We start from the raw sequence: 14,361 nt of genomic DNA, 5'->3' as shown, positions 1-14,361 counted from the left end.
AGGTGCCCCGGGCGAACACTCTTCTATTCACTTTCGGTGGCGCTGAGGTGCTCTGGGAGGAGGTGATCAGCGCTTAACGTTGTCGCGAATAAGATGCGATCGATATTGGCGTTTTGATATCAGTGCGTCTTGAACGAAACGCTTGTCTTACGCAAAACCTCAGCGGCGGTGCGCGGCGTCATGCCAATCATGCGGCGCATCATGCGAGCCAGATGCGCCTGGTCGGAGAAACCGCCGTCGGCGGCGGCGTCCGATAACGTCGAACCGCCGGCCAGGGATTTGGAGGCCCGTTCCAATTTGTTCCAGATGATCCACTGGGAGAGGGAAACCCCCATCTGGTGGGTGGCGACGCAGCGCAACCGGGGGCTGGACAACCCCACCGCCTGGGCAGCGCGACTGACGCAACCTGGTCCGTCGCGGTCCAGGCGCAAAATATTCAGGGCTTTGTGGAGCCTATGGTCGATCGGCGGGGTAATTGCCAGCAAACGCGAGAGGGCGTCGACAAAGTGCGACAGGGATGTGCTACGACGAAAGCACGCCAGCAGTTCATCACTGGCCAGGGCGATCCCATCGTCCTGGAGCAACGCATTGAGTGCACGGCCCAACGCCGTGTCCGGGCTGACATATAAGAACGCTACCGGATGACTCTCCGCCACGGCACGGTGTTCGACGTTGGGGCCGATGATCACACCTGCCGCACGGAGCACCCTTCCGGGCAGCTCAAGGGTGGCGGGTTGACCTACGCCGATGCACAGTTGGATAGCGACATGGGAGTGAGCAGTGTTTTGATCCGCACGGCCAATGTAGCCGGCCCACGAGTCGCCAAAGGTAACGCTGCCATCCCACATTTGAAGTCTTCCTTGACGTGTTGGGTGATTGTTTGACGCGTGCAGGGTAGGCCTGCGCAGGGCTGGATTCAAGCGCGACGCGCGGTGACCTGCGCTTTTAGGATCTCAAGCAAGCAATGAACCTAAAATCGCTCAGGTCGGCCTTGAAAATCTATCGTCACGACCCGATCATAAGAAAATGGCAATTCGCCATCAATGATCAAGGATAGTCATCATGTCGGATAACAAACACATCACCCACCCTGCGGACGCCAAGCGGATCGACGTCAATGATCCTGACGAGATCAGAAACTGGTGTGCTTCGTTCAAATGCACAGAAACGCAGCTCAAGAACGCGGTTGCGGCGGTCGGCACGTGGTCGCACCACGTACGAGACTATTTGAACAAGTAAAAGAACGGGCGAGCCCGAGCAAGGCCCGCCATCTTTTCGTTGCACAGTGAGTGCATATCAAGCCAACGGTTGCCTCACAGCGCAAACCTTTTCCTCGCTTTCACTTTGCATGGACATCACTGCATCAACGCCTATGCGCTTGAAGTTCCGATTAGGTCGTTGAAACGTTACCGTAGTGTAAATTCAGAATGTTCTATAGAGGGTGCCCCTCCGTGGTTTCAGTAAATAAATCAACCCGCCCAACAACACTCTATCGATATCGCCCACTGGGTTCAGACCTAGTCAAAAGAGAGCTGGACGCTATCTTCAGCAGCTATTTGTATGCTCCCCGCTTTGATCAAATGAATGATCCAATGGAGGCGATGATCGAGTACCCTGCCGAAGATCGATTCGCTTTCTTGATGCCAAAAGATTTTTTAGAGTTTTCAAAGAAAACGCTCAGCGGCACGGCTGCGACCGCAAAAAAATCAAGCTTAATATCCATGTCAAGCACCCATTTGGATTACCCCCTGTGGGCGTACTATGCAAGCAACTTTTCGGGCCTTTGTCTGGAGTTTGACACACAGGAATTAGCCCTCGGAGACCTGCAAGAAACCCCACTGCTGCCTGTCGTATATGACTCAATCGCTCCTCCTCAGCTGACATTTGAACTTATTGCCATTTCTGAAACAATGGATTTGATCACCAAACGATTAATGCAAAAGAGACAGGAGTGGCAGCATGAAAAAGAGTGGCGGTACCTTGCTGGAAAAGAGGGGCGAAAGCTTTATACCGATCCTGCACTGAAACGAATTTACCTAGGGCCACGCATTACACAAAAAACGAAGGCTCGGATTCTTCATAAGATGAAGAATCGCCCAGTGGAAATTTACCAAGGCTCTGTGCAGGGCCTCGAGGTTGAGTTTAAGTGCATCCAGGAAAGTGCGCCGTGGAGTGAGTGCGAAAGAACCGGAGCCGGTAAATTCGACCCCCAATTAATCCGTTCATGCGAGGATGAGTTGCGTGCTGTTCTTGGTCATAAATTCGATGTTCTTGAGAAAAAGTGTCGGGAACTCAGCGAACATCCAAACCTAGAACAAATAGATGAAATTCGTGTGACCGATGGAAAAACCATCGTCTGCGTAACCGGAATATATCGCTTAAGAGGCGGGCATGATGTCTCTGCCAGCCACTGGTTTGATGCTGATATGAATCGACTGCCCTAGTTGGATATGAGCACGGAAGCCGCGCCTCAAGGTTGCTCATTTACTGGGGGGCGGTGAGTCGGAGTAGGGCGAGCATGCGCGGATGGGACTGCTCCGAGCTGCTGTAGCCAGAGGCCAAGGAATACTAAGAAAATCTGTCTAGACTCGCAATTTTTCCGCAGATTAACGAGGTGTGCGAGCAATCTAAAATACTGTTCTAACACGCTTGGCAAGGGGCTACAGGTCGCCTCAGGATGGATAATAGCGCTTAAAGCGATTGACCATATGCGAAGCCCCAATGGACTAATATTAAAGGGAGGAGAAGCACGATGTTAGAGCTTGGTATGCTGAAAGCTAAATTTAAAGCCATGAGCTGGTCAGGGCGTTTCTATAGTATTTCTTTCGTGGTTGCAGTGCTTGGAATACTTTTGTCAGCGGTAGTGGGTGTTGCGATATTAAATAATGCCATTTTGATTGCTTCTCTAGGGTTTTTTGTTGGTTTTATGTTCGTATGTTTGCGCATCTATCGCTGGTTTATCTCTGTGTGGGATAAGCCGTTTGGTAAAACCCCTATTATCCTGCTGCACCTGTTGGTATTGCTAATGTCAACAGTCATTTCAAGATTGATTGTGGCTGAAGCCTTGGGCGTGCCACCGCAATCATTTGATATTACGGTTGGCTTTCTAGTGCTTGTCTTTTATATACCTGCATGGATGCTCTTGGGGGCCTTTATATTTGCGCTGCTTGGCGGCCTACTTTTAATCAGCGTCGGGCTAAGCGCATTGCTTTTATTTCCTCTGTCTATTATTGCAAATCTGTTGAATATTTTTAATCTGCAGCCGTATCTGCGCAATGCATGGAGCAAAGTAGCGCCAGCCAGGCTCAGCTTTATCGATGTACAGGGGCATTCGGTGGGCGCACTGTTGAGCGGTATCATTCTGATGAATCTATATGGAACGCTCGTTTCTGATGCCCGCCCGTGGATTTACTCCTCGGTCAGACTGATAGCGTTTCTTAGTGACTTTCAGCCTGCCGTCAACTATCCCGGCATACGAGCGGGGGAACGTGCCCATCCGTTAGATAACGGTTTCATTGCCATAGCCAAGGAATTGGCTGATAAGAGTATTGAAAACGAAGTGAAAAAACAGATTGAAGACTTCGAGGATCCGCGAAGTCACCCTGTCATCATTTCCATCCCTTCGATGAAACAGCTGACCGATCCTCTAATCCACCGCATGAATGACTATTTAACCACGCCCCCCAGGCCCGGATGGCCCGGCTGACCGTTAGACGACATTGCCATTTCGGAGCAAGGGTATTCTCACTCATCTTCTCTACAGGGGTATCAGGTTGGAAGTGGAGGCGAACAAAAGGCCTTGAGTCAGTTTTGAAATTCAAAGCTGGGCAGGGGTACTCAAGGTAGGGAATTAATGGCCTTTATGACTGCATCGGCGATGGTCTTTGTAATAAACCGACGCTGACAGTTATCAATCGTCGGGCTCAGCCATGTGGGCAGGCTGTTCAGTACGGGCAAAATCGCAGTGAGCGCCCCCTCACGCAACGGCCCGCCGGGCTGATGGCCCTGCTGGCCTACCACCTTCATGAGTCGCGACTCATAGGCTAGCCTCAATCGCTCAACGCTCGCTTGCATCGGGGCGCCGAGGCAATTGGCATCCATGACCGCTAATTTGAAGTGCCCGGTCATCTGTTCATGCAGTTTAAGATGGCCTTCGATCAGCTTTGCCAGGCGTTGCGCGGGCGTCAATCTTCGGGTGTTTATCCGGTCGACATGCGACAACAGGGCCTGATACAGCTCTATCAGCCACTCATACAACATGGCTTCCTTGCTCTCTACATGGTGATAAATCGCACCCGGGCTGATGCCAACATGCGCTGCCAATTCGCGCATGCTGACCTGGCTGAAACTACGCTCCTTGAACAGCTCCAGGGCTCTGCGCTGGAACTCCGAGCGGCTGAGCGGGGGAGCCATACGCCCGTGAGTCATGTGTCGAGTGCCTGCTGCCTGGAAATTTCCTGGTTGCGCAGAATGAAGCGCTGCAACTTGCCACTGGGGGTCTTGGGCAGTTGCTCCACGAACTCGATTTCCCGTGGGTACGCATGCGCAGCCAGGCGCTGTCGGACATGCAGGCGCAAGACTTCCGCCAACTCGACACTGGGCAGGTACTCACGGTTGAGCACGACAAACGCCTTGATCAGCTCAGTGCGTTGTGGGTCGGGCTTGCCGATCACCGCGGTTTCGACGACTGCCGGATGTTCGATGAGCGCGCTCTCCACATCGAAAGGCCCCACGCGGTAGCCGGACGTGGTGATCACATCGTCGTTACGGCCGACAAAGCTGATACTGCCGTCCTCATTGAGCTCCACGATATCGCCGCTCAAGTAGTAACGGCCCACAAACGCCTTGGTGGGCATGTGAAGGTAGCCATTGAACCAGCACAAGGGCGAGCGCTCGCGATCCACCGCCAGTACGCCCGGTTGGCCTGTCGGCAACTCCCGGTGCGCATCATCCAGCACGACAATCCGGTACCCCGGCACCGCATAACCGGCAGAACCCTCGTGGACCCGATGGCGTAACCCATGGTGATTGCACAGCACCATGCCGATTTCGGTTTGGCCGTAATGGTCGTGAATGACCACGCCGAGCTGTTCGGCGAACCAACGGATGACTTGCGGGTTGAGCGGTTCGCCGGCGCTGCTGACGATACGCAGTTGGCCACGCACGGCGTCGGCGAACTCGGCCCCGGCATCAATCAGCAGGCGAAAGGCCGTGGGCGAGCCGGCGAGGTTGCTGATCCGGTACTTGGCGATAATACGGCTGGTGCTTTGCACGGTGAAAGGGCCGTCATGGAACAGCGTGGCCTGGCCGCACGCCAGTGGCCCGGTCACTGCGTAATACAAGCCATAGGCCCAGCCGGGGTCGGCGAGGTTCCAGAAACGGTCGTCTTCGCGCAGGTCGATTGAATCGCGCATATAACGTTTGAAGGCCAGGATGGCGCTCAAAGGCACCTCCAGCGGCTTGGCCGGCCCTGTGGTGCCCGAGGTGCACATCAGCAGGAACGGCGCACGGGCGTCCAGCAGCTCAGGTGTGCAGTCGGGTTGTTGATGCTCCAGCACATCCCAAAACGCGTAGTCGCTGGGGTGCTGTGAGGTGGCGTCGGTCACGATGACGTGGGGGCAGTCGAGGAGCTCGTCCAGCTTGGGGCGGTTGTGGGCGTCGGTCACGATCCAGCGTGCCTTGGAACAGTCCAGTCGCTGTTCGATGGCCTTGGGGCCGAACGCGGTAAAGAGCGGTTGGTAGACCGCACCGATGCGCCAGGTTCCCAGGATGGCGATCACCAGTTCAACCGTACGTGGCATCAGGCCGGCGACCCGATCTCCGGGCTGCACGCCGTGGGCTCGCAGAAAGTTGCCGAAGCGCGCCGCGTGCGCCTGCAGTTCGCTGAAAGTGTGCTGCGTGGCGCGGCCATCGCGCGTTTCACAATACAACGCCACGGCATTGCCATCGGCGTGCCGGTCGCAGCACTCTATGCAGGCGTTCAAGGCTCCAGGCTCGCCGTGCAAGTCGTGAGCAGCCAGTTGTAGATAGTCGAAGGTTGACACTGCTGAGTCGTAATCGCGCATAACGTACCTGATTATTATTGTTGGAATGGGGTCTGTACCCACGCAGTCCGCGCGGGCACCTCTACCTCGGTCAAATGGGGTCAGCCTGCAAGGACGGCGTCGGCGCCGATAAGGCCTGGGAGTCAAAAGTTGTCGCACCCGGCAGGGCTGGCCAGGCCGAGGGGCCGGCGGCGATTTCCTGAGCGCTCAGCAGGCAGTTGTCGAGTGCGTGCTGCAGCGCTTGGGTGTCCAGGCCCTGGCCGATAAAGACCAGCTCCTGCCGGCAATCGCCGACAATGCTGTCCCACTTGGTCATGATGCTCTGCAACCGATATTCATCCTGCGGCCATTGTGACTGCTCGATGAAGTTCCACCAGTGCCCGACGTAGCCCCACTGGAACTGCCTGCCGCTTTGCACCAGCAGGCCGGTTTCCAAGTGCCTGCTGGCGAGCCAGAAGTAACCTTTGCTGCGCAACAGGCGCCCGTTGCGCCAGGGCTGCTGGAGAAAATCGAGCAATCGCTGCGGGTGAAACGGGGCACGCTCGCGGTACACCCAGGAGGTCACGCCATAGGTGTCCGACTCAGAGGCCGGCGTGTCGTCGGCCTGCATTTTTTTCATCCAGCCGGGCGAGGCCGTGAGGCTAGGCAAATCAAACAGGTGGGTACCGAGGATGGCGGATAACTCCACGTTACCCTGAGCCATCGGCATGATCCGCGCGCTCGGGTTAAGGCCGGCGAGAATCGCGTGCACGGCCTGGTAGCCGGGCTCGTCGATCAGGTCCAGTTTGTTGACGAGAATGACGTTGGCGTATTCCACTTGCTCGATCAGCAGGTCGGTCAGGTGGCGCGTGGGTGCGTCGTCGCGGACCACAATATCCGGCGATTCGAGCAATGCCTCAAAGCGACTGCCATCGACCACCGTCACCAAAGTATCGAGCCGCGCCAGTTCGCTGAGGCTGAAGCCCTGCGCGTCGAGGAAGGCGAACGTCTCGGCAACCGGCATCGGTTCGGAAATCCCCGTGGACTCAATCAGCAAGTAGTCGAAACGTTGCTGGCGCGCCAGGGCGCTGATCTGCTCGAGCAAGTCGGCGCGCAGCGTGCAGCAGATGCAGCCATTGCTCATCTCGATCAACTCATCGCGGCCCCGGTGCAGCGCCACGTCGCGCTGCACCTGCTCGGCATCGATGTTGACCTCGCTCATATCATTGACGATGACCGCTACGCGCAGGCCGTCGCGATTGCGCAGGATATGGTTGAGCAGGGTGGTTTTGCCGGCGCCGAGGAAGCCGGAAAGCACCGTCACCGGCAGTCGGCCTGTCAAGGCGCCGTCCATCATGCGCTCACCGTGCCATCGGCGTGGTCCAGGTAGCTTTCGAACAGGTCGACCACCACGAAGCCATCATCTGCTGCATCGCCCCAGAGATCTGTCACGCGAAACTCGACGTGATAGGTGGGCTGATGCGCCGCGCTCAGATCACCGTGGCCGATCGCGTCAGGGAAGGGCCACTTTTGCGCGGTGCGGTGCACAACCACGCCTTCTCTACCGCGCACGTAGGCCGGCATGCGAGTATGCCCGGCCACATACTCATTGCGCACCACAACTCGGTCGCCCACCTCAAAGGGCGCGCGGCCGGTGATCGCTGGGCGCCCGCTGGCATGCGCGGGGTTCGCCAACTTGAAGTGCGAACCCAGGGCCTGATCGAGTTCCGCCTGTGTAATCACACCGGTTTCGACCAGCAGGGTGGCGGTCGCGATGACATAGCGTTCGTAGTATTGGGTGCCGACATGTTGGCGTACATCCAGGCGCTCCACGGCGTGGCGCACTTCGTCCACGCTGAACTTTTTCAAGTGATCGGCGCCGACAAACATCAGGCTGTAAGCCAAGTGCTCCCAGTCCTGCTTGAACACGGGTTGGTAGCTCAGGCTGTTGATGGTGTGAGGGACTTTGCCAAAGCCTTGAAACCCACCGAGATCGTGAAAGCCATCCATTGTGAATACCTCCGAAATGTGCAAGAAACAAAGGGCACCGGTTACGCTACGTAAGGCAGCGCCACGCCGATAAGGACATCCTTGGTGATCAGTTTTCGCAGTGCCTCTTCATCCATAGATTCGCTGCCCTCGGGCCGTACAGGCAGCACCAGATAGCGGGTTTCGGCGCTGGTGTCCCATACCTTGACGATGACGTCGGCCGGCAGCTCGGTGCCCAGTTCCCGCAGCACGGTGCGCCCTTCGCGCACCAGTCGGGCGCGGAACTCGAAGCCCTTGTACCACTCCGGCGGCAAGCCCAGGACAGGCCAATTGGTGCAGGAACACAGGCTGCACACAATCACGTTTTTCACGCTGGGTGTGTCTGGCAGCGCAACAATGTATTCACCCTGCGGGCCGGTATAGCCAAATTGGGCGCACGCCGCGGTGCTGTCTTTGAGCAGCAGTTCGCGAAACTGTGGGTCTACCCACGCCTTGGCCACCACCCGAGCCCCATTCTCCGGGCTCCATTGGTGCGCCATCAGCTGTGTCATGTGTTCGATGTAACCGTCGGGGATCAGATCCTTCTGTTTGAGCACTTGCAGTAGTGCTTGCGCGCGTTCGCCCGGTGTTGATGTGCTTGCTTCATGTGCGCTCATTAAGTTGACTCCTCATCGTTAAGCTTCTGGGCAGCGCCTGGCGGCTTGTTCTTTTTGCGCTGCGCGGGACTGCCAGCTAACAGTTTTTCCAGTCAACCGACGCCTCGAACGCTGCGCCAGCCTGGTAAATCGTGCCTTCGGCATAGTGCTTGCCGACCAGCATCAGCCCGACAGGTAAACCGTCTACCAGGCCGCAGGGAATCGACATGGCCGGATGGCCGGTGATGTCCTGGGCGGAGGCATTGCCGATCATTTCCAGTGCACGGGCCACGTACTCGGTAATCGAGCAACCCGGCTGCGGGTGGGGCTGGGCGATGATCGGCACGGTGGGCATCACCAGCAGGTCATAGCGCGCCAACGCGGCGTCATACCCGGCGCGTGCCACGCGCCTGAGGTTTTGTGCCTTGGCGTAGAAACGCCCGTTGTAGCGCTCCAGACCGTATTGCCCGACGAACATGCACAGCTTGAGAGAGGCGGACAGGTCATTGGCCTGATCGCGCCATCCGGCTTGCTGGTCCAGCAACCCAAGGTCATACAGCCCTTGCCAGTTAAAACCGGCCCCATTGCCGTGCATCATCTGCATCATCAAACCTTCACAGCCGATGGGGTGCCACAGCGAACCGGCAATGTTGTGTTCAGGCACCGACACCTCCTCGACCTGCGCGCCCAGCCGCGAAAACGCTGCAATGGCTTGGCGTACGCACGAGGCCACACGCGGGTCCTGGTTGGCCAGTTCAAAACCTTCGCGCAGGATGCCGATCCTCAGCCCGCTGACACCGCGCTCCAGATAATCGCTGTAAGCGTCGACCTGCGGCGCGGCTTGTCGCGGATCAAGCCCATCGGCGCCGGCCATGACTTCCAGCATCAAGGCGTTGTCGCGCACGTTTGCGGTAATGGGACCGGCGTGATCGATAGTCGCTTCGATGGCCATGATGCCGGTGTAGGGCACCAGTCCGTGGGTCGGCTTCATGCCGTAAGTGCCGCAGAAGGCAGAAGGGATGCGGATTGACCCGCCCTGGTCACCGCCGACGGCCAGGTCGACCTCGCCGGCGGCAACCAGTGCTGCGCTGCCGGAAGACGAGCCTCCGGAGGCAAACCCCTGGCGATAGGGGTTGTGCACCGGTGCAGGATCGGAGGTGTGGCTGCCGCCGGACAGGCAGTAGTGTTCGCACGTTGCCTTGCCGAGGATGGTCGCGCCGGCATCCAGCAGGCGCGTGACAACCGTGGCATCAAAGGCGGGTACGAAGCCTTCAAGCGGCTTGGCACCATTCATCATGGGCACGCCAGCCAGTGAAATATTGTCCTTGAGGGCGACCGTTTTACCCGCCAGCTTGCCTTCGCGCGCACCGTTGACTTCGGTGCGGAAGTACCAGGCGTTGAGCGGGTTGTGTGCGGCTGAGGGACGATAGCCCGAGCTGCGTTCATAACGGACCGGCGGGATGAAGTCCGGCAGCTCGTCAACCAGGTCATAAGCGTCGAAGCTTGCCTGCATAAGCGCCAGGTATTCATCGGCTTGCTTTGCACTGAGTTGCATGTGCAGGCTGCTCGAAATATCCAATAGCTGTTCAAGGGTGGGGCGAGCGATTGCCATGGTTGGGCTGTCCTTATCGTAAGTGGCCGAAGAGCACTGCGTGCTCAATATCAGCGGGCCTGGGGCTCAAGATAGTCCGCGCAACCAGCCGGCGGCTTGGTTGAGAAAGACATCGACTTGGCTGAGCCGGACACCCAGGCGCCAAGGGTGCGCGGTCGCAGTTTCTGGTTTTAAAAAATGTGCGCGTAACGCAGGTTCATACGGAAGTCTTCGCGGGTGCCGTTGTCCACCGAGAGGTCTTTGCCCAATTGCAGTTGCACCTGGTCCGTGGGGGTGACGAACTTGGTGGCAGTGAGACGCAAGTTGGTGGTGCCTAGTTCGTTGTCCTGATTGACATGCTCGACGTTTGTCTCGCCACCCCAGGTACGCCCCAAGCCAATACCAAAGGTGGTGGTGGCGTCCGACATGTAGCGCCCCATGATTTGCGCTGCGTAGGACACGTCCTGCTTCATGCGGTCGGCATTTGCACCGTAATCCGAATTGTCGCCATACCAGGTCGCGCCGCCGACCAGGTCCATCGCCCATTTTTCTGTGAAGTGCTTGACGTAGGCACTCTGCAGTTCGAATTTCCAGCGGTTCTCCCCGAGGTTGAGTGCGTCGTCCTTGTCATACGTCCCCGAAGGCACATACACATAGGGGGCGATACTGAGGGTGTCGCGGGCTTCGTTGAACCGCCATTTCACCGGCGCGGTGAGGATCAAGTCGCCCACGCCGCGAGTACTGCCCAGTGCTGAGGCGTCACCTGCGCCGGAGACGTGCCCGAAAGGCAAGAGGAATTGCGGGTCGATGGTGACTGTGTCGCTGAGTGCATACACATGGAGCAGACGCAGGATGCCAACGTCGGAGGTCACCCTGAAGTCAGAGCTGACCTTGTGTCCGTTGGCGTAAGCCGAGTCCGTAGTGGCGTGCTGGTAATAAATCGCCCCGATAGTAGCGCCGACCGGATATTGCTCGTAATCGCCAGGCGCGACTTCACCCGCGTTCGCGTGGAGGGCGGGCAACAGGGTGGAGAGAGTCAGCAGGCGGATCTTGTTCATCGTTTATTCCTCGCACAGGGGGCCGGGCCACCCGTGAAGGGTGGCAAGCGGTAGAAGCTGGGGTGTTAAACGCCGAGGGCGCTCAGGCGGTGGGCGGCAGGGCGTCGCGCAACATGCCGGTTTGCGCGTGACAGTTGATGTACTCGAAGACCTGGCTCTTGGCGTCGGACACGGACACCTCGTGGTACAGCCTCAACTTCTTCAAGCCCGCGGCCACGCGAAAGAACGTCACGAAAATACGCAAGTGGGTAGGGTGGGATTCAGCCCAGCGTTCGAGTTTCTCCACTGAGCGCCAGTGACCGATGTTGTAGCTCAGGTCGAGTACGTTGCCGTCCAGGTCGATATTGCGCACGAACCTGTTGCTGTAGCAGCCCAACGGTTGGCCGTTGTCACGCAGGAAGTCCATGCCGTCCTGCAACGTCGGTAAAATTTCGTCGAGGTAGAGCGAGCGCTCCTCTGCCTCGGCATCCGCCCAGTCCTGGCCTGAACGAATCAGTGTGAGGTTGTCGTGCCCCAGCACCACGACGCGTCCGCCCTTGGCCGGGTCGCCCGCGACCACTTGCAGCTCGCTCGTGGGCTTCATCCAGTCGGTCTGGGAGATCGGGAAACGGTCGCGCATCGAGCCCCAGTAGCCGTGCTCTTCGATCTCGCCACTGGTGGCCTCCATGACTGCGCCGACACCGGGCAGGTTCTCCTGGAAGGCGTACAGCGTCTCGAACTGCTCGGCGCGCGGCGCGGTGATTTCGCGGAAGTAACCCAGGCCTTCACTCAGGCGCTCCGGCGAACTCCACCAGTCATTCACCTGGCGGGAACGCAGCCAGCGGCAATGGGCGGCAGGGTCTTTCCAGTACCCGACCACAATCAGATTCTCAAAGCCGCTGCTGTCGGTGTGCTGAGTCAAATCGTAGTTCTGCGGGCCGTCGACCTGGTTGAAACTGCCGACGATGTAGCGCATAGCCTGCAAGGCCACCTCGCGCAGGGCATCGCCTTGATATTGCACGCCCAGATAAGCCATCACCACTTGGTGCAGTTGCTCGTCAGCGCGCGCCACCCACATCGGGAACGGCGGTTGATACTCTTCGGGCACGCGGCGGGACAGGGTGCGTGGGCATTTGAGATGTGTGTCGATTGCAGATTCCATCTTGAGCTCCTCGTTATTTTGGTTCAGGCCTACGGGGGGGGCGTCAGCGCGTCGGCGGCAGGGTGCGCTTGGCGACCTGCCGTCGGTGCAGCAGCTGCATGGTTCCCCATTCAATCAACCAATAAGCCGACTCCTCAGGCGCGAGGTCGCGCCGTTGCAGAAGCCAGGAGGAATCAGCCAATCGTGGTGCAGAGTGTCGATGCATGGCGTGCCTCATCAGCGGGGTATGAGCTGCTGTGAGGTGGAAATTAGGCCGGCAGAGGAGGGAGCGCTTTGTTCGGTGAGACAACCGCTTGGTTGGCAAAGACAGTCCTGCTACGGAGGTTCACCTGTGGTCTGCGCTGGTGCACACGGGCTGATGATGTGATGTGCTGTGCCCTTAAACGGGCCACAACTCCGGTGCGACGCGAAACCTGTGGCCAGAGAAATTGCTCCCGTGACGACCTGACAGCTGCCCCCTATCTACCTGACATCCCTCGGTGCAAATGTGGAAGCTGGCTTGCCTGCGATGGCGGCCTGACAGGCGGCGAGGGGGTTGGATAAGACCGAATATATCCGTTCCTGCGGTAACGGCCACCTAGGGTTGCGCCCTGACGGCGGCTAACCCGGCGTGCTGCCGGGTTACCCACGAATTCAAGCCTGCGTTCGGCCCGCGTGGTTTAACGGGGTGCCTAAGGTCAAGATCACAAGCAGATCAAGATCTACAGCCGCTCGCTTCGCATCGTGGTTACCGTTGGCTGCTACAACCTACAAAGTTGAGTAGATACTTATGCTTAGGATGGCCGCGTGCCAAGGCTGGCCGAAGCCACGAGAGTCATCACAGGGTGAAGCACTTGAGCCGGCCTGCCACTGCATTTGGCGTGTTAATTGCTTCGATGGCTGACAATCGGCCGCACGTTACAACTTCTCGAGCGCCTATTGCATCGTTGTCGAGGTCAGCGTCATGAACCCGAACACTCAGTATTCGACCCTTGCCGTCCCTGCAACACGTCGGTTTGATTATTGGAAAGAAGTGGTCTGTCGCCATTGCCTGGCGGCCGACAGCAAACCCTTGTCCCAGAGCCGCTTTGATGGCTCGCTCTCCCTTAACACAGTCGGCGCGCTGGACATCTGTACGCTGTCTTCACCGTTGCATTACTGGGAGCGTTCCGAGCAGCACCTGCGCAGCGATCCGGCCGAAGATCTATGGTTGGGTTTCGCTCGAAAGGGTCATGGGCAAATCGAACAAGGCTCAAGAAAAGCCAACCTGGCAACGGGCAATTTGTTTCTTTATGACGCAACCCAGGCGTTTCGCTTCAGCCTGGGTGGTACCGAAAACCACTTGATCCGTATTCCGAGAGCGTTGCTCACCGAGCGCCTGCCACGTATTGCCGAATACACCGCGATGGTCCTCGACGACCGGCGTCCTGGTGTAGTGCCCTTGCGCGAAATGCTGCACCAGGCCGCAAGCACGCCCGCGTCGCTGCAGGATGAGCGCATCTCGAATCGTTACTCAAGTGCTGTGCTTGATCTGCTTGTGATCAGCCTGGAACTGCAGGACCTGAAAACAAGCCATCAGGAAATGGACCTCTACGGCCGTATCATGCAGTACATCCAACGCCACTTGACCGAGCCGGACCTGTCGATCGAAGCCATCGCCAAAGCACACAATGTGTCCACCCGCACCGTTACACGGGCCTTCGCACGCTACCAGAAAACCCCCGTTGCAGAGATCTGGAAAGAGCGCCTGAATGCCAGTCGAGAAGCGATCGAGCGTGGCCAGGTACGCAGTGTGTCCGAGGCGGCGCTGGACTTTGGGTTTTCTGATTTCTCGCATTTCAGCCATGCGTTTCGCAAGGCGTTTGGTGTGGCGCCGAATACGCTTTTGCGCCGCGATTGAAATTGGCGGGGTATTAAATCGTTGAGCGGAGGGGCGCTTGTGCCG

13 protein-coding genes are annotated in these 14,361 nt (G+C 58.0%); 4 read left to right on the top strand and 9 right to left on the bottom strand.

Features of this window, described 5'->3' with window-relative positions; genetic code table 11:
• Window positions 1-119 precede the first annotated feature (119 nt).
• Window positions 120-848, bottom strand: a complete 729-nt coding sequence (locus tag PSEBG33_RS12935; protein ID WP_005788479.1) for an AraC family transcriptional regulator — start codon at window positions 846-848, stop codon at window positions 120-122.
• 214 nt (window positions 849-1,062) lie between these two features.
• Between PSEBG33_RS12935 and PSEBG33_RS28775 the strand changes: the two genes are divergently transcribed.
• The 3 genes from PSEBG33_RS28775 (at window position 1,063) to PSEBG33_RS12945 (ending at window position 3,706) form a co-directional block, all read left to right on the top strand.
• Complete coding sequence (locus PSEBG33_RS28775; protein ID WP_005788478.1) at window positions 1,063-1,239, top strand: DUF3606 domain-containing protein; 177 nt, start codon at window positions 1,063-1,065, stop codon at window positions 1,237-1,239.
• Between the two features lie 212 nt (window positions 1,240-1,451).
• The gene (locus tag PSEBG33_RS12940) at window positions 1,452-2,444 is read left to right on the top strand and encodes a DUF2971 domain-containing protein (protein WP_232289383.1); all 993 of its coding nucleotides are present in this window, start codon (window positions 1,452-1,454) and stop codon (window positions 2,442-2,444) included.
• Between the two features lie 308 nt (window positions 2,445-2,752).
• On the top strand, window positions 2,753-3,706 hold the full coding sequence (locus tag PSEBG33_RS12945; RefSeq protein WP_005788476.1) for a hypothetical protein: 954 nt from the start codon (window positions 2,753-2,755) through the stop codon (window positions 3,704-3,706).
• Between the two features lie 131 nt (window positions 3,707-3,837).
• Here the strand turns inward: PSEBG33_RS12945 and PSEBG33_RS12950 are convergent, their stop codons facing one another.
• The 8 genes from PSEBG33_RS12950 to PSEBG33_RS12985 form a co-directional block, all read right to left on the bottom strand.
• Entirely contained in the window at window positions 3,838-4,413 is a 576-nt protein-coding gene (locus PSEBG33_RS12950; protein WP_005788475.1) for a TetR/AcrR family transcriptional regulator, read from the bottom strand.
• A gap of 11 nt (window positions 4,414-4,424) precedes the next feature.
• Window positions 4,425-6,065: an AMP-binding protein gene (locus PSEBG33_RS12955; RefSeq protein WP_032803557.1), complete on the bottom strand. Its 1,641-nt coding sequence runs from the start codon at window positions 6,063-6,065 to the stop codon at window positions 4,425-4,427.
• A 70-nt stretch (window positions 6,066-6,135) separates the two neighbouring features.
• Complete coding sequence (locus PSEBG33_RS12960; protein WP_005788473.1) at window positions 6,136-7,380, bottom strand: GTP-binding protein; 1,245 nt, start codon at window positions 7,378-7,380, stop codon at window positions 6,136-6,138.
• Entirely contained in the window at window positions 7,377-8,033 is a 657-nt protein-coding gene (nthB, locus tag PSEBG33_RS12965) for a nitrile hydratase subunit beta (protein WP_005788472.1), read from the bottom strand. The genes PSEBG33_RS12960 and nthB overlap by 4 nt, the downstream gene beginning before the upstream one ends.
• Before the next feature lie 41 nt (window positions 8,034-8,074).
• Window positions 8,075-8,668, bottom strand: a complete 594-nt coding sequence (gene nthA / locus PSEBG33_RS12970) for a nitrile hydratase subunit alpha (RefSeq protein WP_005788471.1) — start codon at window positions 8,666-8,668, stop codon at window positions 8,075-8,077.
• A gap of 76 nt (window positions 8,669-8,744) precedes the next feature.
• Window positions 8,745-10,259 (bottom strand): amidase, encoded by a 1,515-nt coding sequence (locus PSEBG33_RS12975; protein WP_005788470.1) that lies wholly within the window; start codon window positions 10,257-10,259, stop codon window positions 8,745-8,747.
• A 170-nt stretch (window positions 10,260-10,429) separates the two neighbouring features.
• Window positions 10,430-11,296 carry a transporter gene (locus PSEBG33_RS12980; RefSeq protein ID WP_005788469.1) on the bottom strand — a complete coding sequence of 289 codons (867 nt, stop codon included), beginning with the start codon at window positions 11,294-11,296 and terminating at the stop codon, window positions 10,430-10,432.
• 82 nt (window positions 11,297-11,378) lie between these two features.
• Window positions 11,379-12,437 carry a phenylacetaldoxime dehydratase family protein gene (locus PSEBG33_RS12985; protein WP_005788468.1) on the bottom strand — a complete coding sequence of 353 codons (1,059 nt, stop codon included), beginning with the start codon at window positions 12,435-12,437 and terminating at the stop codon, window positions 11,379-11,381.
• Window positions 12,438-13,380: 943 nt separating this feature from the next.
• On the opposite strand from PSEBG33_RS12985, the gene PSEBG33_RS12990 reads away from it, so the two are divergent.
• The gene (locus tag PSEBG33_RS12990; RefSeq protein WP_005788467.1) at window positions 13,381-14,316 is read left to right on the top strand and encodes a helix-turn-helix domain-containing protein; all 936 of its coding nucleotides are present in this window, start codon (window positions 13,381-13,383) and stop codon (window positions 14,314-14,316) included.
• Window positions 14,317-14,361 lie beyond the last annotated feature (45 nt).

Source organism: Pseudomonas synxantha BG33R (assembly GCF_000263715.2).
Classification (GTDB): Bacteria; Pseudomonadota; Gammaproteobacteria; order Pseudomonadales; family Pseudomonadaceae; genus Aquipseudomonas; species Aquipseudomonas synxantha_A.
This window is presented reverse-complemented; position numbering and strand designations above follow the sequence as displayed.

Excerpts from the sequence above, each read along its gene's own strand:
- PSEBG33_RS12975 (WP_005788470.1), bottom strand. The coding sequence starts at position 10,259 with ATGGCAATCGCTCGCCCCACCCTTGAACAGCTATTGGATATTTCGAGC.
- PSEBG33_RS12980 (WP_005788469.1), bottom strand. The coding sequence starts at position 11,296 with ATGAACAAGATCCGCCTGCTGACTCTCTCCACCCTGTTGCCCGCCCTC.
- PSEBG33_RS12960 (WP_005788473.1), bottom strand. The coding sequence starts at position 7,380 with ATGATGGACGGCGCCTTGACAGGCCGACTGCCGGTGACGGTGCTTTCC.
- PSEBG33_RS12950 (WP_005788475.1), bottom strand. The coding sequence starts at position 4,413 with ATGGCTCCCCCGCTCAGCCGCTCGGAGTTCCAGCGCAGAGCCCTGGAG.
- PSEBG33_RS28775 (WP_005788478.1), top strand. The coding sequence starts at position 1,063 with ATGTCGGATAACAAACACATCACCCACCCTGCGGACGCCAAGCGGATC.
- PSEBG33_RS12945 (WP_005788476.1), top strand. The coding sequence starts at position 2,753 with ATGTTAGAGCTTGGTATGCTGAAAGCTAAATTTAAAGCCATGAGCTGG.
- PSEBG33_RS12955 (WP_032803557.1), bottom strand. The coding sequence starts at position 6,065 with ATGCGCGATTACGACTCAGCAGTGTCAACCTTCGACTATCTACAACTG.
- PSEBG33_RS12935 (WP_005788479.1), bottom strand. The coding sequence starts at position 848 with ATGTGGGATGGCAGCGTTACCTTTGGCGACTCGTGGGCCGGCTACATT.
- nthB (WP_005788472.1), bottom strand. The coding sequence starts at position 8,033 with ATGGATGGCTTTCACGATCTCGGTGGGTTTCAAGGCTTTGGCAAAGTC.
- PSEBG33_RS12990 (WP_005788467.1), top strand. The coding sequence starts at position 13,381 with ATGAACCCGAACACTCAGTATTCGACCCTTGCCGTCCCTGCAACACGT.
- nthA (WP_005788471.1), bottom strand. The coding sequence starts at position 8,668 with ATGAGCGCACATGAAGCAAGCACATCAACACCGGGCGAACGCGCGCAA.
- PSEBG33_RS12985 (WP_005788468.1), bottom strand. The coding sequence starts at position 12,437 with ATGGAATCTGCAATCGACACACATCTCAAATGCCCACGCACCCTGTCC.